A 19,600-nucleotide genomic window follows, 5' to 3' on the forward strand; every position below is an offset into this window, starting at 1 on the left:
TAATGAATGTGTCATACTAAATGCAGTGAGCCAAAACCAACGTAGGGGAAAGGTGGGGTCAGGATGCCGATGACGGTCCTGAATATCGAAGAACTACTCAAGAAAGAGCATGTGTTCAAACAACTATCTGTTGCTGAACTTGTCGAACATGCGATTCGAAACGAAGAAGGTGTCCTTGCTGAGAACGGCGCACTATCTGTAGAAACGGGGAAATTTACAGGTCGTTCACCAAAAGATAAGTTCATCGTCCGTGATTCTTCCTGCGAGTCTCACATTGATTGGGGTCATGTTAACCAACCGATGGATGGAGACAAATTTGAACAATTGTTACAAAAGGTTCTTCGTTACATGAACGAAGCCGATCAGCTCTACTACACAGAAGCTGCTGCTGGGGCAGATACGCACTTCACCCTTCCGGTTCGTGTGCTCACACAATACGCTTGGCATAACCTGTTTGCCAAACAACTCTTTTTACGCGAGTATCCTGAAGTGGCTGCCTTCGAACCGTTCACGGTCGTCTACGCGCCACATTTCAAAGCAGATCCTACCGTTGACGGAACGAATTCCGAGACATTCATCGCCATGTCGTTTGAACACCGGATCGTCTTGATCGGTGGAACCGAATATGCGGGCGAAATCAAAAAATCGATTTTTTCCGTCATGAACTACCTCTTACCACAAGAAAATGTCCTTTCGATGCACTGTTCAGCAAACGTCGGACACGAAGGCGACGTCGCCTTGTTCTTCGGTCTATCCGGTACTGGTAAGACCACCCTGTCAGCAGACGATAGCCGTCAATTGATCGGTGACGATGAGCATGGTTGGTCGCATGACGGCGTCTTCAACATTGAAGGTGGATGTTATGCGAAGACGGTCAATCTGTCACGCGAAAAAGAACCGCAAATTTTTGATGCGATCCGTTTCGGAACTGTCCTTGAAAACGTCATGCTCGATGAATCTCGTCATCCTGATTACGATGACACATCGTTGACAGAAAATACACGTGCTGCTTATCCGATCACAGCGATCGATAACATCGCTGTTCCATCACGGGCTGGTCATCCGAAGACGATTGTCTTCTTGACGGCTGATGCGTATGGCGTCTTGCCTCCGATCAGTAAATTGACGAAAGAACAAGCAATGTATCATTTCCTATCAGGTTATACATCAAAACTTGCTGGAACAGAGCGTGGTATCACGGAACCGGAAGCAACGTTCTCGACATGCTTCGGTTCACCATTTCTTCCACTGATACCTGAAAAGTATGCGACGATGCTCGGAGAACTGATTGATCGTCACGGTGTGACCGTTTATCTCGTCAACACAGGCTGGACAGGCGGTGCTTACGGGACAGGTAGTCGAATGAAGCTATCGTATACACGGACGATGGTCAACGCTGCCGTCAACGGAACACTTGCAGCGATTCCAACAGAAGAGCACCCAATCTTCGGACTTCATATGCCACTTGAAGTTCCTGGTGTTCCAAGTGAATTACTCAATCCGGTACGCGTCTGGTCAAATCCTGACGAATACAACACACAAGCGCGTTCGCTTGCTGAGAAATTCCAACATAATTTCCTTCGTTTCGAAAGTGCGACGGATGCGATCAAGTCAGCAGGTCCATGTCTATAAAAAAAAGAGCCTCAGGGCTCTTTTTTTTATAGAATGGCATCTGTCTCTTCTTGAAGATGCATCTCTTTTTGCATAAGCCACTCCTGACTTTCCGTAAGTAACGCATATGCTCGCGGAAGTGATACACCTAACCGTTGACTGAGCAATTCGAACTGTTCGAAATCACCGCGATCTGCGCTGATCGCAAGCACTAGACAATCCCGGAACGGATGGTCTTTTCCTTGGAGGACAATCTTCAAGGAATCCTCGATTGGCAATTGATCGATGATGTCGTCAATATCAACGGACAATAACGCATCGATATGCGATAACAAGCCGATCATATAGGCACTCTCTTGTTGCAGCGTCCTTGTTTCTGTTGCAAACAACTCACAGAGCTTTGCGCAATGTAAGGAAGAACGCAGCAACTCATTCGACCATTCATAAGGACTTGCGAGCTTCATTTCACGTAATACAATCAACGAAATCCAGCTTTTAAGTTGAGCGAAGCCAAGTAGTGAGATCGCTTGACGAACGGAACTAACTGTATTGCGTAATCCCACTCCCGGAGAATTGATTAGTTGTAATACCTGGATGCTGATATACGGATTGGCTTCGATTTCATCAATGACTTCATCGTACTTCTCATCCGTATCAAGCCACTTCAGCATCTTTAACAACACCGGCAATTGTGGTGGAACAGCTTTCCCTTTCATCAGCATCGGTTTAGCATAAAAATAGCCTTGGAACCAGTCATACCCCATATCAAGACAACGTGTATGATCCTCGTGTGTCTCGACACGTTCAGCAAGCATCTTAATATGAGGATAATTACGTCGAACGATATGCAAAATGGCACTTTGCTCGCGAGGGGAAATTGCCTCGATGTCGATTTTAATTAAATCGATCAACGCAAACAATTCCGCTCCGTGCTGTCGAAGTAAATCTGTCACAAAATCATCAAGTGCTAATGTGAAGCCTGCTTCTTTCCAACTATGCAGAACAGACAACATTTCAGTATCAATATCAACTGTCTCTAAAATTTCAATGACGAATCGGTTAGGATCTAAATAATGAATCAGATCACTTTTCAACAAATCTGACGTAAAGTTGACGAAAAGTTTTTTTCCTTCCGCGACATGTTCCACCCCCATATGGACGAGTGTATTCGTCAATACATCCATCGTCGCTAAATCCCCATCAAAAATAGTCATTTGTTCAATCGAACGATACAATAATTCAAATGCATCAATTGATCCAACTCGATTAACGATGGGTTGACGTGCTAATAAGATATCCATCGTTCTCCTGCCCCCTCCATTGTCCTCAGATGGTTTCTATTATATCAAAGTTTACTTTTTAGGAGATTATTGTTTTTTACAATGTATCAATGGTCTGTTTTTTCAATCTCTATGCTTCATCTTCCAAAATACAAAAAGCAATACGACAAACGTCGTATTGCTTGAATCATGTATCATATCGGTTCCAAATGCCTGTCTCGAACCAAGTCAAAATATCACGCGTCACACGTAATTTTTCATGGATCGGGAACTGATGTGCATACGCATAAGTCTGAAGCAGGGTTTGGTCGGGATGACGTGCAGCATAAGCCGTCGCATGTCGTAAACGAACGTTCTCATCATACGCACCATGAATCAATAATACTTCACCTTGAGGAGCGACATGAAGCGGCGAGCGCACCTTATACGCCTCAGGTACGGTGTCTGGTGTCCCCCCCGTATAGCGACGCAACATCTTTTGCATCGTCTTCTGCTCCTCGTAGGTCCATGTCAACTCGGTCACGCCTGCCCACGACACCGTCCGCGCAACTGGACGATGATGAGCCAGGAGTAATGCCATTTGCCCCCCACGAGAAAATCCGAATGCATGAACATGCGAGACACGTTGTTGCAACCAATCGAAAGCACTGCATGCGTCTTCGACATCCCGATGTCCGAAATCTTCTTTTCCTGTTCCGCCTAAGTTTCCCCGATAGAAAGGTGCCATGACGAAAAAACCAGCCTGCGCAAACGCGAGCAGCCGTGTCGGTCGAACCATTCCGATAGATCGTGTGCCACCTCGCAAGTAGAGAATCCCCTGTCCGTTCGCGACTTGCGGAAGTACGATATAGGCACCGACGCGCTCCCCGTCTGTCGTCGTATAGAACATCCGAAACGTCCGAAACGGACCTTGCCGCGGAAGTTCAAACCAATCGGCGTTCGCTAAGTACACGGAGTGTCTCTGGAAGGACGCGGTCCTTCATCATGAAACTGTATTGTCGGTTCGTATCGAGACGATCAGGGAGTTTCTCGAACAGAAAAGCACCATCTGTTTCATCTACAGCCAAATGGGATGACAGCGATTCGATTTGCGCGAAGTAGATATTTTTAATGATCGTATCCCCTTTTCCGGCAACACGATATTGCCCGATGTACTTCAAGGAATCGATTTTTCCGCCTGTCTCTTCCATCACTTCACGACGTGCGGCTTCTTCTGCCGTTTCACCCGGTTCAACCTTCCCACCCGGAAATTCATATCCGCGTTGCTTATGATGGGTCAGCAACCATTTCCCTTCGTACACGGCAATGACCCACACATGTAGAGGGCGATCCGAGAACGGATGGTCCTCAAAACTTAACTCCACTTGATTTTGATAATAATCCAAGAATGTAATCACGTACGTGCACCTCATTTCTTCTTCTAACTTCACTTTACCTGTTTCACGGGTATTCTAAAAGTGAAAACGCTAGGATTGCCTATAAATCTGGAAAATGATTACTCGTCCTCATCTCGTGAACGTAAAAAAACAGCCGATGTTCCACTAAGGAACAATCGACTGTCGTTTTGTATTACTTCAAACGTGCTTCGAGTTCTGCTTTTTCTGCTTCGAATCCTGGTTTTCCAAGAAGAGCGAACATATTTTTCTTGTACGCTTCGACGCCTGGCTGATCGAATGGATTTACTCCAAGGAGGTAACCACTCATCGCACATGCTTTTTCGAAGAAGTAGAACAGGAATCCGAGGTGATACGGTGTCATCTCTGGAAGTTCGACTGTCAGGTTCGGAACTTGTCCGTCCGTGTGCGCAAGCAATGTGCCTTCTGCTGCCTTATCGTTGACGAACTGAATCGACTGTCCTGCGAGGAAGTTCAATCCATCAAGGTCCTGGGCGTCTTCTTCAATCGTCAACGCGTGACGCGCTTGTCCGACTTTAATGACTGTCTCAAACAGATCACGACGACCTTCTTGGACATATTGTCCCATTGAATGAAGATCGGTCGAGAAATCAACTGCTGCTGGGAAAATCCCTTTGAAGTCTTTTCCTTCAGATTCGCCGTACAATTGCTTCCACCACTCTGATACGTAATGAAGTGCTGGTTCGTAGTTGACGAGTAGCTCGATCGTTTTCCCTTTCGCATACAATGCATTTCGGACGACTGCGTATTGGTACGCTTCGTTGTCAGCTAGGTTTTCGCTCGCGTAGCGCTCTTGTGCGTCACGTGCCCCTTGCATTAACTCTTCGATCGAAATTCCTGCTGCTGCGATCGGTAATAGACCAACTGGCGTTAACACAGAGAAACGTCCGCCGACATCATCTGGAATAACGAATGTTTCGTATCCTTCAGAATCTGCGAGTGTTTTTAATGCACCGCGGGCTTTGTCCGTTGTTGCGTAAATCCGGTGTTTCGCTTCTGCTTTACCGTACTTTTCTTCCATGAATGCTTTCAAGAGACGGAACGAAATTGCTGGTTCTGTCGTCGTACCCGATTTCGAGATGATGTTGACCGATACATCTTTTCCTTCAAGTACTTCAAATAAATCATGCAGATACGTTGATGAGATATTATGCCCTGCATAGATGATTTGTGGTGCTTTACGCTCGTCTTTTGATAACAAGTTATGGAATGAGTGTCCAAGCATCTCGATTGCCGCACGTGCACCGAGATACGAACCGCCGATTCCGACGACTAGCAACACATCAGAATCCGACTTGATTTTTTCTGCAGACGCTTGGATACGCGCAAACTCCGCTTGATCGTAGTTCGTCGGAAGATCTACCCATCCTAAGAAATCACTTCCTGCACCTGTTCCTGCATGAATCGCATGGTGGAGCGTCTTTACGGTCTCCGTCATGTGTTCTACTTCATGTTGACCTACGAATTGTAGGGCTTTCGAATAATCAAAACGTACTGTTGACATGCCATCGTCCTCCTTATTCATTCGCAACGAAATGCGACCTTCCTTTTCATTAAAACGCAAGAAGGAAGGTCGTTCAAGTCTTTTGTGAAAAGATTAGCAAATGTTACGAGTTGTTATAGGGCAGCTGTCACGATTTGACGAACATCCTCGTTTCCGAGTGATTTGAAGTTTCCGAAGTCGCCGCGAGTCATTGCTGACTTGACGATTGAATCGACTGTATCTTCTTTGATGTCGTAATCCGCAAGACGGTTTGGTGCGCCGAGTGATGTCCAGAAAGCACTAATCGCGTCGATTGTCGCATGTGCTGCTTCCATCTCTGATTTACCTTCCGTGTCGACGTTAAAGACGTTCTCACCGAGTGTGACGAAACGATGTGCGTTTGATTCATCGAGTACGTGGCGCATCCAGTTCGGGAAGAGAATGGCGAGTCCACCTGCATGCGGGATGTCATGAACAGCCGAGACAGCGTGTTCGATGTTATGTGATGCCCAGTCGCCGCGTGCTCCCATTTGAAGAACACCGTTGAGCGCCATCGTACCAGCGAAGAGAATTGTTCCACGAAGTTCCACGTTTTCGAGATCGTTAACGAGTTTTGGTGCTGCTTCGACGACTGCTTTCATGACACCTTCTGTCATACGTTCTTGAACCGGTGCATGTGCAGGATGGAAGTATTGTTCGAGACAGTGACTCATCATATCGACGATACCGTAGATCGTTTGATCTTTCGGTACGCTGACTGTGTATTTTGGATCAAGAATTGAGAATGTTGGGTACGTAAGCGGACTACCCCAACCATATTTCTCTTGTGTTTTCCAGTTCGTGATGACCGATCCTGAGTTCATCTCAGAACCTGTCGCTGCAAGCGTCAAGACTGTTCCGAATGGAATGACTGTTTTTGGTGTCGCTTTACCGATGACGAGATCCCATGCTTCGCCTTCATACGGGATACCTGCTGCGATCAATTTCGTGCAGTCGATGACAGAACCGCCACCAAGTGCAAGTAGTGCGTCAACGCCTGCTTCACGTGCAATTTTAATTCCGCGTTCTGCAGTTTCGATGCGAGGGTTCGGTTCGACACCGTCGCATTCGACGTACTCGATTCCTGCCGCATTGAGTTCACGTGTGACATCATCATAGACGCCGTTACGTTTAATACTTCCGCCGCCAAAGACGAGCATGACTTTCTTCGCACCGAGTGCTTCGAGTTGTGGTTTCAGTTGGCTGACTTGACCGTCACCAAAAATAAGTCTTGTTGGATTGCGATATTCAAAGTTTTCCATCTGTGTTGCCTCCTCAATAAGTAATGAACACCTTACATTATCCACACATTCCCCTTTCGCATCTAATTTAATGCTTATTGTATGTAACAATCGCAAAAAAAAGAGAACCGACCGATGTCGATTCTCTCATGTGGCTTATTTTTGGAAGTTTGATTTTTCAATCCATTCTTCCAATTTACCTTTAAGAACGTTGAATCCAGGTGCTTCTTCTTGTTTGAAAGCAGGACCTGCATCGCGACGTCCAGCGTTTTTGCGTGGACCTTTCGCGCGTGCTTCACGTTTTGGAGCTTCCTGAGTTGCTTTGATCGAAAGCTTCATTTTTTTGTTAGCTTCGTCGATGTCGAGAACTTTAACAGTTACTTCATCGCCAACTTTTACGTAATCGTTGATGTCTTTTACGTAATCGTGTGAGATTTCTGAAATGTGGACGAGACCTTGTGTTTGCTCGTCAAGTGCTACGAAAGCACCGAAGTTTTGAATACCAGTTACTTTACCAGTAACGACTTGGTCTTTTTCAAAGTTTGCCATAATGTATACACTCCCTAACTAAATTCATCAACTTATAATAACACACTTTTCTTGTATCGTAAAAAATATTTTTGGAATTTGTTTATTTTTTATTTCACAAGGGAACATTTTAGTAGCAAGACTTCAAGTATTCCCCCTGATTCTGCCGAACTTTCCGAGTTCGGCCCTTTTTTTGTTCTTTTACTCAATTGACCTAAAAAACAGATACTGAAAAGTGATGTGAGCGACTTTCAAAACGCTCTAATAAAAACGGACAGTCGCGGTCTGCTCGCTTTCCGCGGACAAGCCCTCATGCCGCTTCAGATGCGTCGCATCTTCCAGGGTCATGAGGACTTGTTTTTCTGCGAGTCGAGCAGAACCTCACCTGTCCTAGCGTAAAGGAAATATAGAGTAGAAGCAATCATCAATTATAGGTCATCGAATCCATTCGCATCCGTTACCTTCGCATATGAACGTGATTTTTGTTCGAAGAAGTCCGATTTCGTCGCGTTCATCGAATCATCTGAATATGCCCGAATCCATGGCATGACGTCTTCGTCGTGTCCTTCGTAGAGGTCCGACAAACCGATGACGCGAAGGCGTTTGTTCGCAAGATATTTGACATAGTCACGCATTTCACTAACATCAAGACCATCTAGATCACGCAAGACATATTCGCTCCACTCGATTTCAAGATCCACGGCACGCTTGAACGTGTCATATACGAATTGTGTGAATGAGCCATCTGCATCGATTTCTGGATGCTCTGACAAGACAGCACGTAATAACTGGCTGATGAAGTACGAGTGTTGCAATTCATCACGTTGAATATAGCTGATCATCGTCGATGTTCCGACCATCTTCTGATGGCGCGCTAGGTTATAGAAGAAAGCAAAGCCAGAATAGAAGTTGATCCCTTCAAGAACGATTGAAGCAACGAGTGATTTCGCGAAGTTCTCTGGAGTCCGGTCATTTTGGAAATCTTCGTATAAATCAAGAATGAATGCATTACGCTTCATGACCATGTCATCGTCTTTCGCGATATCGAAAATCCGGTTTTGTTCAGCCAATGGAACTAAGCTGGATAAGACGTAGCTATACGATTGATTATGAACGACTTCCTGTTGCGCGATGATGGCGAGAATCGCATGAACGGATGAATCCGATGTGAACATCGCTGATTCCAAGATGTAGCGTGTCTGAACCGAGTCAAGGATCGAGAGTAGTCCAATGATTCGTTTGAATGCATCTTGTTCTCGTTCGCTCAATTGATTCCATTGTTGCATGTCTTTTGACATTGAAATCTCATCTGGAATCCAAAAGTTCGATAACAGTTGTTTGTAGATCGAATAAAACTGTGGATAGGCAATATCATTCCAATTGACGATGGCACTTGTTTCGCCACCGATGATTGCTGTCGCGCGGTTTGGATGACGTGCATCAAGCAGTTTGATTTTTTGTAGCTGTTCCATGTGCTTCGACTCCCTCTTGCTGTAATTGAAGAATGGTCCGTCTTGTCCATTCCTTGACGAGATGCGGGCGATTGCGTGGTGACTGTTCGATTTTCAACAGTTCTCCGGCAAGCGGGACCCCGAATTTCGAGAGGTGATACGCCATCTCATCGACGGCGCGACAATATTTGACGAACATCTTATCCCCTGTTCCAAAAACAGCTGCCTGCGGAATCGCATGCGTGCTCTCCTTCAAAACCGTTCTAAGACAGTCGCGCATATCCTCGGGTAATTGCCCATCTCCCCACGTATACGAACCAAAATAGACGATATCATAAGGCATTAACTGATACGTCGTCACTTCGTCCGCAAACAACATCGTCGGCTCGATTCCCATCTCAGAACACGTCTTCGCGACGAGTTCTGCCACCTCCTCCGTGTTTCCACTCAATGACGCATATACGATTGCTGCCTTCATGATATCGTCCTCCTTATCTTATGATGAACACGATTCACATTCGTCGATCTCAACCGTCGTCGAACGCGTGTAGTAGATCGTCTTCATCCCAAGTTGCCATGCTTCCATGTGCATCTCGAGTAATTCTTTTGCTTTGACGTTATTTTTCACGTACAGGTTAAAGCTGATCGCTTGGTCGATGTGACGCTGACGCGAAGCATTTTGACGAATGCTCCATAACTGGTCAATCTCAAACGCTGATTTATAGAACCAGTTCGTTTCCGGTGTTAAATCCGGAACGGTAACTGGGATCTTATAGTTTTTCTTCTCTTCTGAGTAGACTTTTTTATAGATTGGATCAATCGATGCCGTACTTCCCGCAATGATCGCCGTCGATGAGTTCGGTGCGACTGCCATCAAGTAAGCGTTACGCATCCCGTGCGCCGTGATGTCGGCTTGGAGACGATCCCAATCGAGTTCATCCGTCGTTTTGTAGTGGCGACGTTTGATGTACTCTCCTGTTTGCCATTCTGAACCTTCAAAGAGACGGTACGCGCCTTTCTCTTTCGCAAGTTGCATCGACGCATCGATCGTCAAGTAAGCGATTTTCTCGTAGAGACGGTCTGCGTATTGTACCGCTTCGACCGATTCCCAACGGATACCTTCGAGCGCGAGCAGATGGTGCCAACCGAATGTTCCAAGACCAACGGCACGGTATTTTTGATTCGTCAATTGTGCTTGCGGAACATCGATCGTATTCAAGTCGATGACGTTATCAAGCATCCGCATTTGAATCGGAATCAATCGTTCGAGAACATCTGAACGAACCGCACGTGCAAGCGCAATCGATGATAAGTTACAGACGACGAAGTCACCTGGTGTCTTCGTGACGATGATTTTACCGTCTTCTGTATATTCTTCTGTCACGGTCGTCGGACTCATGTTTTGCATGATTTCCGAGCACAGGTTTGACGAGTAGATCATGCCTGCATGTTTATTCGGATTCGCACGGTTAACGGCGTCACGGAAGAACATGTATGGCGTCCCTGTCTCAAGTTGCGAACGCATGTAGCGTTTGACGAGATCAATCGCTGGGACTGTTTTTTTGCTGAGACGCGGTTCGTTGACACATGCTTCGTATCGTTCCGTGAAGCTACCGCCTTGTTCTGTCTCATCGAAATAATCTTCAAGGCTGAAGCCCATAATCGTCCGAATTTCGTGTGGGTCAAACAGGTGCCAGTCTTCTCGTGCTTCTACAGCACGCATGAAGCGGTCTGGTAAGTTAACGCCCGTGAACAAGTCATGTGTCCGAAGTCGCTCGTCCCCATTGTTGAGCTTCGCATCTAAAAACTCGAGGATGTCCTTATGCCAGATGTCAAGATACACGGCGATTGATCCTTGGCGCATACCGAGCTGATCGACGCTGACTGCCGTATTGTTCAATTGTTTCATCCATGGGATGACACCACTTGAAACACCTTTAAAGCCTTTGATGTCTGATCCACGTGAGCGAATTTTCCCCATGTAGACACCGATTCCGCCGCCACCCTTAGAAAGTGTCGCTACATCCGTGTTCGAGTCATAGATGCCGCGTAGCGAATCATCGACTGTATCGATGAAGCATGATGAGAGTTGACCATATGATTTACCGGCGTTCGAAAGCGTCGGTGTCGCGACCGTCATGTAGAGGTTCGACAATGCCCAGTAGGCTTCTTTGACGAGTTCTAAACGACGTTCCTTCGGTTCGTTCTGCATCAGCGTCATCGCGATGACCATGAATCGTTCTTGCGGTAGCTCGTACAAATTTTTGACGTGATCACGTGCAAGATACCGGTCTGCCAGTGTCCGAAGGCCAATGTATGTGAACAGGTGGTCGCGGGAAGGATCAATCGTTGCCGACAGTTCGTTGATGTCTTCTTTCGAATACGCATCCAGTAAATGTTTCGTGAAGATACCGATTTCTGTCAGCTTTTCAATCAATGTATACAGCGAACCATATCGTTCTTCCGCTGCATATCCGCGGTTTTCACCCGCTTCTAGATATAACCGATTTAAGTAAGTCGCTGTCGCTACGAATGTCCAGTTCGGCTCTTCTGCCTTCAACATATCGAGTGCATGCATCGTTAACAGTTCATAGACTTGATCTGCTTGTAAGGACTTCCCTTCAAGCGCTCGGATGGCACGTTCTGTATAGCGGTCGATATCAAGTTCCGGATACGTTTCCGTCGCTTGTCGAATCACGACATATACGTCTTCTATTGTCATTGCACCCTTAAAGATGCGTGCTGTATTCAGTGGAGATGCCACTATGAACCACTCCCATTCTCTATCGTTAAACAGGTTCGCATTACACGATGAAATACGCTAAACTAAAAAAAGACGTCCTACATATAGAAAGAACTCTACAAGTATCACTCTATATATAGACGTTTTAGACGTTTTTAAACCTGTTAATGTACAAGATATAGGTTATCACTGAAATCTAAAAAAATAACCCCTTGCTTTGAAATTCAGGTCAAACAATTTGAAAAAGGCATCATGACGCCTTTTGAGATATATTGAGATAGCGAGTAAAACATATTATAAGTTCACGCGAACCCTTAAAATAAAGATGAGTCATTTCTCCTATCAGAAGAAAAATAATCTCTTCGAATTTTCTGATATACTGAACGTACCGATCTTCCGTTTGGAGGAAGAAGGATTGAATCCAACTATCACGAAAAGATGACATATGGCATATACGTATGTACGTTGAAAGGAGCTTACCTATGCAAGTCGATTACACACCAAACCCGAATTCCGTCAAAATCACGCTCGAGGAACAGCGCTTCGGTGCGAAAAGTACGAGTGTCAAAAAAGAAGATACACCGGAAGATACGTTGCTCGCATCTTTGATCGCGATCGACGGCATCGATAATCTATTCGCTTACGGCGACTTCGTGACGGTCACGAAAGAACCAGAAGCAGAATGGAATGAGCTGCTACCACGTATCGAAGCAAACATGTAAAAAAACAAGAAGACACCTGTTCCTGAACAGGTGTCTTTGTTCAAGGAGCGATCGCTGATGCCAACCGTATCCATCATCATCCCGACATACAATCGTCCTCGCGAACTAGCAGAAGCGCTAGAAGCGTTGACACGTCAACACTATCAGGACTTCGATGTCATCGTCCTAAACAATAATGGCGACGATGTCTCAGCAGTGACCTCTGCCTATCAGGATCGTCTGCAGATCACATATGTCGAGTTACCTGAAAATCATCACGTCCGTGCTCGAAATCACGGTGTCATGCTCGCTTCCGGTCGGTATATCTTACTTCATGATGACGATGACCTCTTATTACCGAGTCATCTCGAAGAGGCAGTCGGTGATCTCGAAGCCGGCGCGGATCTAACGTATACGGACGCGGAGCTCTTTACGTATCGCTGGGAAGACGGTCACCGGATTGCACTCCATTCCGAACCGTTCGCGTACCCGTATGATCCGGAGACGATCCGAGAAGACTCGACGTACATTCCGTCCGGATCGCTCTACCGTAAATCGCTCCACGATCAACTCGGTCTGTTTGATGAAGACGTCTTCAACTACTGGGACTGGGACTGGATTTTACGCGTCGGTAAGGATCATTTAGTGTTACATCCGGCACGAGCAACCGTCCTGTACGCCTTCAACCCGTCTGGCAATCATGAATCAGCACGACAAGACGCAACGCGACGCGTCTATTTTGACCGCCTGGTCGAAAAACATCAACTTCCGACACGTGAAATGAAGAACTTCCATATCGTTCAGGAAGAACGACGCGCACGATTGCGACAGACACGCCGTACCTTCAATGGTCAATTGACAGAAAGTGAGTGATTCCATGTACACCGAAAAACAACTCGAATTATTAGCACTATTAACACAAAATGGTCCGATGGACGTAAACTTACTTGCGCAGATGCTCGATTGGGAAGCGTCAGAAGTAGCAGCTTCGATCGAAACATTCAAACGTGACGGTGTCCTACTCGGCTATACCGCCGTCATTGACTGGCAAAAGATTCATGCCCATCACGGCGTGACAGCTTTCATCGATGTCAAAGTCACACCAAAACGGGGACGCGGCTTTGATGAAGTCGCAGAGCGAATCCATCGTTTCCCGGAAGTGACATCTCTGTATCTGATGTCAGGCGCATATGACTTACAAGTCGTACTTGATGGCAAATCGCTACAAGAAGTGTCTCAATTCGTTTCTGAAAAATTATCGACACTCGACTCCGTCATCTCGACGACGACCCATTTCCGCTTAAAGACGTATAAGCACGATGGCGTTCTCTTCAGTCAGGATGATGACGACAAACGATTGAAGGTGTCTCCATGAAATCTTTATCAACACGTGTCGAACAGCTAGCCCCATCCGGCATTCGTCGTTTCTTTGATTTAGCCGGATCGATGGAAGATGTCATCTCACTTGGTGTCGGTGAACCCGATTTCGTCACGCCATGGAACGTCCGAGAAGCAAGCTTTGCAGCACTTGAACAGGGCTACACAGCATACAGTGCTAACGCCGGTTTACTCGAGTTACGTCAGGAAATCGCGCTTTACATGCAAGAAAAGTTCGCCATCTCCTATTCGACGACGGAAGAGATCATCGTCACGACCGGAGCTTCGGAAGGACTTGACCTTGCGTTTCGTAGTTTGATCAATCCGGGAGATGAAGTCATCGTCGTTGAACCGGCGTTCGTTTCATATGCCCCCTTGATCGAACTTGCTGGAGGAATTCCTGTCGCCGCTGCATGTCACGCAGAAGACGGTTTTGCGATTCAACCGGAAACGATCGAACAGTTGCTGACGGACAAAACGAAAGCAATCATTTTCTGTTTCCCATCGAATCCGACAGGCTCGACGATGACACGCGATCAATTAGCGGACCTCGCGTTACTTGTTCAAAAGCATGATTTATATGTCATCAGTGATGAAATCTATGCGGAGCTATCCTACGAAACGGAAGCGATTTGTTTTGCGTCCCTTCCTGGTATGCGGGAGCGGACAATCATCATCAATGGTTTCTCGAAAGCCTTCGCGATGACGGGCTGGCGGCTCGGCTTTACTTGCGCACCACCTGCAATCACGCAATCGATGCTGAAGGTCCACCAATATGGAATGATGTGTGCACCAACACTCGTCCAATTCGCGGGTATTGAAGCGCTACGTTCTCGTCATAAGACGGTCCCTGATATGGTGACAAGTTATCGCCAACGCCGGAATTACTTCGTCAAGGCGTTAAACGATGCGGGTCTCCCGACGCACCTACCAGGCGGTGCCTTTTATGCTTTTCCGTACATTGGTCATACCGGGCTGACGAGTGAGCAGTTCGCCGAGCAATTGTTACTCGCTGAGCGCGTCGCCGTCGTTCCAGGATCCGTCTTCGGAGCAAGCGGTGAAGGCTATGTCCGGGCAAGTTACGCGAGTTCAATCGAACAACTGCAAGAAGCCATCGCGCGCATTCAGCGCTTCATGAAAAAATGGCAGACTCAGGATGAGACAACATCGTCTCATTCACACTAAAAATAAGCCGCTTGCTCAAACGAGCAGGCGGCTTATTTTTTAATCGACATAGAAAACAAGAAACATCCGATAGTCGTCTTCCGCATGATACGGTGAGACTGGACCGAGCTGTGGCGCAAAGACTTCCAACCGATACGGTGAGTCCTTAAAGTCAAGCGGTGTCCGTTCCTTGATCAAACGTCCCATTTCATCCGCCAGCTCTTTGACTTCAACTAGACTACGCGAGCGTTCCATCGGTGCTTCGAAGACGAACGCCTCGATTCCTTCAATCATTGCACAACGTAGGAAACGCCGGAGCGACGGGAGTGCCGTCTCCATATTCTCCTTTAGCGTTTGATCCTCTTCGTACACAGGGGCTCCCCAAAGACGTGCTTCACTTCCTGTCGCACTCCGGAAGTGATCAATCGTTTCTTCCGTAATAGGATCACGCGTCAAGGCAAAGCGTGTTTTATCCCGCTTGAGATTCTTTTCATTCGTCCGATCGATTTCTGACAGTAAATCGAGTTGAAGTGGTCGCGCTAAACGAAATAATTCCCGTTGCAGACGTGCTATCGAATGACCGATTGGAACAATTGTATCCTTCGCTTTAGGCGGTTTATCCCCTTCGTATCCATTCATGACGCGTGCGACTTGACCGGCTTCATGCACAAGTCGATAAAAGGAACCATCCTGATCGTCGTTTACCGTTCCGATTGTCTCATGTTGCACCGCAAGATCCGTCACGTATTGATTGGCAAGACACGTCGAGATCATCAAAACGTCCACAAGTTCTGAACGAAGAGCTTCTTGATCTCTTTGTTCGAGTGCTTCGCCGACTTCACCGATTTCTTCTGTCAAGCGTGCGAGACCAGATAGCGGTCGAAAATAACCTCCGAGTGAACGAATCGTCGCATCAACCTTTTGTTGCAGTGTCTTCATCTGTTCCATCTGTCTGATCCTCCACGATTGCTTGACGTACTTGCGCCTCCGTCTCTTGTTTGACACGTTTGGCAAATGCCTGATTTTTCTTCCATTCTCGGATTCCAACGGATGTCGCAGCAATCAATGCAGCAAATAATCCGATTTCTCTTTTACGCATCGCTTTCTCCTCCTTTTGAATGACTCGTTCCCTACCTAAACATGATATGATGATATCAATTCTACATAATCCAGTAAGAGGTGTTGCTTGTGTCGACTGAACGTCTTTGGCAAATGGCCCGGTTCTTGACGGTGATCTTCGCCTTCGTAGCTGTTGGATGGTTACTCATCCGCCTCTCGTCCATTTTGTACCCGTTTGTCTTTGCGTTTCTGCTTGCTCTTTTCAGCCGTCCGCTCGTCGATTTCTTTCAAAAGCGGTTACGGATCAATCGTGGATGGGGTGCGTTGTTGTCCATCATTTTGATCAGTGGTTTATTGATCGGTTCGCTTGCCTTGATCATCATGCAGTTGATTCGCGGTCTCGTATTTGTCGCCAATCAATTACCGGCACAAATCCAGGAGTTGAGTCTGTATTTCCAAAAGCTATATAACGAAAAACTGGCACCGATTTGGAACGATGCGTCTGAAGCATTACGTTCATTAGAACCATCCCAACAAAATACGGTCCAAAACAGTATTCAATCGCTGGGTAGTTCGCTTGCGAGTGCGATTGGAGAAGGCTCAAAAAGTGTTGCGATGATGCTTCAATCTGTTCTTGCGACTTTACCATCGATTGCGTTGATTTTCGTCATCGTCTTACTCGCTTGGTTCTTCATCGCAAAGGATTGGCATCAGTACGAAATGCGATTGAAGCGCTACGAGATGCTTCCTTGGTTCGCTCGTGTCGAGTCGGTCTTCTTGAGCTTACGATCTGCATTATTTGGTTATCTTAAAGCGCAGCTCACGTTGATCACGATCACGTTTTTCATCGTCTTGATTGGTTTGTTCATCATTGGTGTCGATCATCCATTCGCGGTTGCTTTCATCGCTGCCTTCTTCGACATCTTACCGTATCTCGGTACCGGTTCCGTCTTCCTGCCTTGGATCGCCTACTCGGTGATCACCGGAGATACGACGCTTGCGATTGGACTTGGCATTTTGTACGCCATCGTCATTCTCCAGCGCAACATCATGGAACCGAAGATCGTCGGCGATAACATCGGCATTCAACCGATTACGGCATTGATTGCGTTGTTCGTCGGTATCAAATTCTTCGGCGTCTTCGGGTTAATCCTTGGACCATTGATTGCCGTCATCTTAAAAGCACTCTACAATGCACAGATTTTCCATTACATCTGGGACTTCGTGAAAGGATCACCCACACCATTTCGGTGAGGGTGATTTTTTGGGTACAGCGGCATATAAAGGATACCCTTTCGTGTCCACTGGTTGACTTGCTGGAAAGTAATCGCATGGAAAACGTGCACCGGTCGCAAGCAGACAAGCATCAAGCCAATCATCAATCGCGACGTTCGGCTGACGCTGTTCCCATAACGGGGGACAATCGTATTGTTCAAGTAATTCGATTCGTTCCGCGATGCCTTCCTTTGTTTTCTTGGAAAAACGTGCCGGATGACCGGCGAGGCGTGCAAAGCAGACTTCCGGATGTGATTCGATCATTTCAGATCGATACGCATGACGGACTTCTCGGATTTTCGGCAATAGATACCACGCTTGTTTCGAAAGTCCGATACCAGCATGTTGTTTCGCTAAATCATTTGCTTCCATATAACTTGATGTTGTCAACGCACTGAGAAATGGTGCATTAAAGACACTACTCGTTCGTCCGGGGCGCAGTTCCTGTCGCAACAGCTGATCTGTTTCGCGTCGTCCTTCCATCAAACCGATCGGCATATCGATCCAAATTCGGTCGGCTGGCGGGATCTGTCCAAGCGTCGGTTCGATTGATCCTGAGTACGTCTCATTTTCGTACCTGACGACGACCCATCCTGCCTTTGCCGCATCAATCCCGATGACGTGCATTCGTCTTCTCCCGGAAAGAACGCAGTAGTGATAAGACCGTGAAGATACCGATAAATGTCGCAAGACCGAGCGATAGACGATCTCGTGCATCCAAGTACCAGACGACGGTAAGAATCGTCAACAAGACGCCGAGTAGATTCCAACGTCTCATTTTTCTTGCTCGACGAATCGATACAGACTACGAACCATGACGCCCGTTGCTCCTTTTGGACCAATCTCAGACGCTTGATTCTGTTCCGATGTTCCCGCGATATCGAGGTGCAACCACGGTGTGTCGCCGACGAATTCCCCGACGAACGCACCACCGAAGATCATGTGTCCCATGCGTCCCGGTGAGTTATTCAAATCTGCGACATCTGAGCGGCGGACTTGTTTGATGAACGCATCGACATATGGCATTTGCCAAACCATCTCGTTCGTCTCTTTCGTCACCTGTTCAAAGCGTTCGTAAAGTGACGCATCATTCGTCAACGCACCTGTGATTTCTGTTCCAAGGGCGACAAGGACACCACCTGTCAATGTTGCGAGGTCGATGATGGCTTTCGGCTGGTACTCTTTCACGTACGTGACTGCATCTGCGAGGACAAGCCGTCCTTCTGCATCCGTGTTCAAGACTTCAATCGTTTTTCCTGCCATCGATGTGATGACATCATCCGGTTTGAAGGCATCCCCAGAAATCATGTTATCCGTTGCTGGAATGACGCCAATGACGTGAACATCAGGTTTGAGTTGACCAAGTGCTTCAAACAGACCAAGAACTGCTGCTGCGCCTCCCATATCTCCTTTCATCCCGACGATCCCGTCTTTTGGTTTGATCGAATAACCACCTGTATCGAACGTGACACCTTTTCCGACGACAGCAATCGGTGCTTCTACTGAGCCTTTGTATTCAAGGACGATCAACTTCGGCGGAATGACCGATCCTTGATTGACGGCAAGCAAGGCACCCATGCCAAGTGCTTCCATCTCTTCCTTATCGATGATTCGGAGATCATGTCCATGACGCTCTGCGATGAAGCGTGCTTCGTCCGCAAGCGCTGGCGCCGTCAAAAGATTTCCCGGCATCGTTACGAGACGTCGCGCCAAGTTCGTTGCTTCCCCTAAGGCTTTTCCGCGACGCACTGCCTCGTCTTCAGAAGGTAAGACCGTCAGATGAAGCGTGTACGCTTTAGAAGGAGATGTTTTATAATGTTTGACCTCATATGTAGCGAGGGTGAATGTCTCAGCAATCAGTTCGACCGGTTGACCTGGAAACGTCGTCGCGTCGACTGTCACCTGTTCTAAGCGGCGTGCTTTAACGTGTTGTGCGGCTTTTCCGAGCAAACGGCGCAAGTTGTCTTGCGAGAGTTGATCGACTTTCCCAAGTCCGACAAACAGCACACGTGCGACATCTCCCGATAACGTCGGCAACAGACGAAGTTCTCCCCGTTTCGTTGAGATATCACCTTGACGGACCCACTCTTCTAGTTTGTCACCATACAGTGCTTGTAATCGTTCATCAAGCGGTTGATTCCCTGATATCCCGACGATCAGTACGTCTACGGGTTGATTCGTTTGCATAAAAATTCCCCCTTTATCTAATACCTATTAGTATGAAGTGTTTTCA

The 19,600-nt window shown here is 47.0% G+C and carries 20 protein-coding genes; 6 read left to right on the top strand and 14 right to left on the bottom strand.

Annotated features, from left to right (window positions below):
• Positions 1-63: 63 nt before the first annotated feature.
• Positions 64-1,632 carry a phosphoenolpyruvate carboxykinase (ATP) gene (pckA, locus tag Q7C19_RS08660; RefSeq protein ID WP_375091952.1) on the top strand — a complete coding sequence of 523 codons (1,569 nt, stop codon included), beginning with the start codon at positions 64-66 and terminating at the stop codon, positions 1,630-1,632.
• Positions 1,633-1,658: 26 nt separating this feature from the next.
• On the opposite strand, the gene Q7C19_RS08665 is transcribed toward pckA, so the two are convergent.
• The 9 genes from Q7C19_RS08665 to Q7C19_RS08705 all read right to left on the bottom strand — a co-directional run bounded on the left by Q7C19_RS08665 (position 1,659) and on the right by Q7C19_RS08705 (position 11,812).
• Positions 1,659-2,912 carry an EAL and HDOD domain-containing protein gene (locus Q7C19_RS08665; protein ID WP_290752142.1) on the bottom strand — a complete coding sequence of 418 codons (1,254 nt, stop codon included), beginning with the start codon at positions 2,910-2,912 and terminating at the stop codon, positions 1,659-1,661.
• 166 nt (positions 2,913-3,078) lie between these two features.
• Positions 3,079-3,843 (bottom strand): alpha/beta hydrolase family protein, encoded by a 765-nt coding sequence (locus tag Q7C19_RS08670; protein ID WP_368914629.1) that lies wholly within the window; start codon positions 3,841-3,843, stop codon positions 3,079-3,081.
• Entirely contained in the window at positions 3,815-4,288 is a 474-nt protein-coding gene (ytkD, locus tag Q7C19_RS08675; RefSeq protein WP_375091953.1) for an RNA deprotection pyrophosphohydrolase, read from the bottom strand. The genes Q7C19_RS08670 and ytkD overlap by 29 nt, the downstream gene beginning before the upstream one ends.
• Before the next feature lie 172 nt (positions 4,289-4,460).
• Positions 4,461-5,810 carry a glucose-6-phosphate isomerase gene (locus tag Q7C19_RS08680; RefSeq protein WP_035406105.1) on the bottom strand — a complete coding sequence of 450 codons (1,350 nt, stop codon included), beginning with the start codon at positions 5,808-5,810 and terminating at the stop codon, positions 4,461-4,463.
• Between the two features lie 113 nt (positions 5,811-5,923).
• Positions 5,924-7,090: an iron-containing alcohol dehydrogenase gene (locus Q7C19_RS08685; protein ID WP_056062767.1), complete on the bottom strand. Its 1,167-nt coding sequence runs from the start codon at positions 7,088-7,090 to the stop codon at positions 5,924-5,926.
• A 135-nt stretch (positions 7,091-7,225) separates the two neighbouring features.
• Positions 7,226-7,618: a S1 domain-containing post-transcriptional regulator GSP13 gene (gene yugI, locus Q7C19_RS08690; protein WP_012371159.1), complete on the bottom strand. Its 393-nt coding sequence runs from the start codon at positions 7,616-7,618 to the stop codon at positions 7,226-7,228.
• A 407-nt stretch (positions 7,619-8,025) separates the two neighbouring features.
• Complete coding sequence (locus Q7C19_RS08695) at positions 8,026-9,069, bottom strand: ribonucleotide-diphosphate reductase subunit beta (RefSeq protein ID WP_035406099.1); 1,044 nt, start codon at positions 9,067-9,069, stop codon at positions 8,026-8,028.
• Positions 9,038-9,526: a flavodoxin domain-containing protein gene (locus Q7C19_RS08700; RefSeq protein WP_375091954.1), complete on the bottom strand. Its 489-nt coding sequence runs from the start codon at positions 9,524-9,526 to the stop codon at positions 9,038-9,040. Before Q7C19_RS08700 ends, Q7C19_RS08695 begins: the two co-directional genes overlap by 32 nt.
• A gap of 18 nt (positions 9,527-9,544) precedes the next feature.
• The gene (locus Q7C19_RS08705) at positions 9,545-11,812 is read right to left on the bottom strand and encodes a ribonucleoside-diphosphate reductase subunit alpha (RefSeq protein WP_056062774.1); all 2,268 of its coding nucleotides are present in this window, start codon (positions 11,810-11,812) and stop codon (positions 9,545-9,547) included.
• Positions 11,813-12,273: 461 nt separating this feature from the next.
• Here Q7C19_RS08705 and Q7C19_RS08710 point away from each other — a divergent pair, with 461 nt between their 5' ends.
• Genes Q7C19_RS08710 through Q7C19_RS08725 form a run of 4 tightly spaced genes read left to right on the top strand, consistent with a single transcriptional unit; the run spans position 12,274 to position 15,054 of the window.
• A complete protein-coding gene (locus Q7C19_RS08710) occupies positions 12,274-12,513 on the top strand; it encodes a NifU N-terminal domain-containing protein (protein WP_035406091.1) in 240 nt (79 codons plus the stop codon).
• A gap of 57 nt (positions 12,514-12,570) precedes the next feature.
• Positions 12,571-13,365 carry a glycosyltransferase family 2 protein gene (locus Q7C19_RS08715; RefSeq protein WP_035406088.1) on the top strand — a complete coding sequence of 265 codons (795 nt, stop codon included), beginning with the start codon at positions 12,571-12,573 and terminating at the stop codon, positions 13,363-13,365.
• Between the two features lie 4 nt (positions 13,366-13,369).
• The gene (locus Q7C19_RS08720) at positions 13,370-13,867 is read left to right on the top strand and encodes an Lrp/AsnC family transcriptional regulator (protein WP_035406085.1); all 498 of its coding nucleotides are present in this window, start codon (positions 13,370-13,372) and stop codon (positions 13,865-13,867) included.
• On the top strand, positions 13,864-15,054 hold the full coding sequence (locus Q7C19_RS08725) for an aminotransferase (protein ID WP_290752166.1): 1,191 nt from the start codon (positions 13,864-13,866) through the stop codon (positions 15,052-15,054). The genes Q7C19_RS08720 and Q7C19_RS08725 overlap by 4 nt, the downstream gene beginning before the upstream one ends.
• 39 nt (positions 15,055-15,093) lie before the next feature.
• Here Q7C19_RS08725 and Q7C19_RS08730 read toward each other — a convergent pair whose 3' ends face one another.
• Complete coding sequence (locus Q7C19_RS08730; protein WP_375091955.1) at positions 15,094-15,981, bottom strand: MazG nucleotide pyrophosphohydrolase domain-containing protein; 888 nt, start codon at positions 15,979-15,981, stop codon at positions 15,094-15,096.
• Positions 15,947-16,132: a hypothetical protein gene (locus tag Q7C19_RS08735; protein WP_056062777.1), complete on the bottom strand. Its 186-nt coding sequence runs from the start codon at positions 16,130-16,132 to the stop codon at positions 15,947-15,949. The genes Q7C19_RS08730 and Q7C19_RS08735 overlap by 35 nt, the downstream gene beginning before the upstream one ends.
• A gap of 89 nt (positions 16,133-16,221) precedes the next feature.
• Here Q7C19_RS08735 and ytvI point away from each other — a divergent pair, with 89 nt between their 5' ends.
• Entirely contained in the window at positions 16,222-17,346 is a 1,125-nt protein-coding gene (gene ytvI / locus Q7C19_RS08740) for a sporulation integral membrane protein YtvI (protein ID WP_056062778.1), read from the top strand.
• Here ytvI and Q7C19_RS08745 read toward each other — a convergent pair.
• From Q7C19_RS08745 to Q7C19_RS08755, 3 genes are read right to left on the bottom strand one after another with little or no spacing between them, the layout of a single operon-like run.
• Entirely contained in the window at positions 17,326-17,994 is a 669-nt protein-coding gene (locus Q7C19_RS08745) for a DUF429 domain-containing protein (protein WP_368914623.1), read from the bottom strand. The two genes, ytvI and Q7C19_RS08745, sit on opposite strands and share 21 nt — an antisense overlap.
• Complete coding sequence (locus Q7C19_RS08750; RefSeq protein ID WP_156358998.1) at positions 17,975-18,145, bottom strand: hypothetical protein; 171 nt, start codon at positions 18,143-18,145, stop codon at positions 17,975-17,977. Before Q7C19_RS08750 ends, Q7C19_RS08745 begins: the two co-directional genes overlap by 20 nt.
• On the bottom strand, positions 18,142-19,554 hold the full coding sequence (locus Q7C19_RS08755) for a leucyl aminopeptidase (RefSeq protein WP_035406065.1): 1,413 nt from the start codon (positions 19,552-19,554) through the stop codon (positions 18,142-18,144). Before Q7C19_RS08755 ends, Q7C19_RS08750 begins: the two co-directional genes overlap by 4 nt.
• Positions 19,555-19,600 lie beyond the last annotated feature (46 nt).

This window comes from Exiguobacterium sp. PHA03 (genome assembly GCF_041945985.1).
Lineage (GTDB): Bacteria > Bacillota > Bacilli > Exiguobacteriales > Exiguobacteriaceae > Exiguobacterium_A.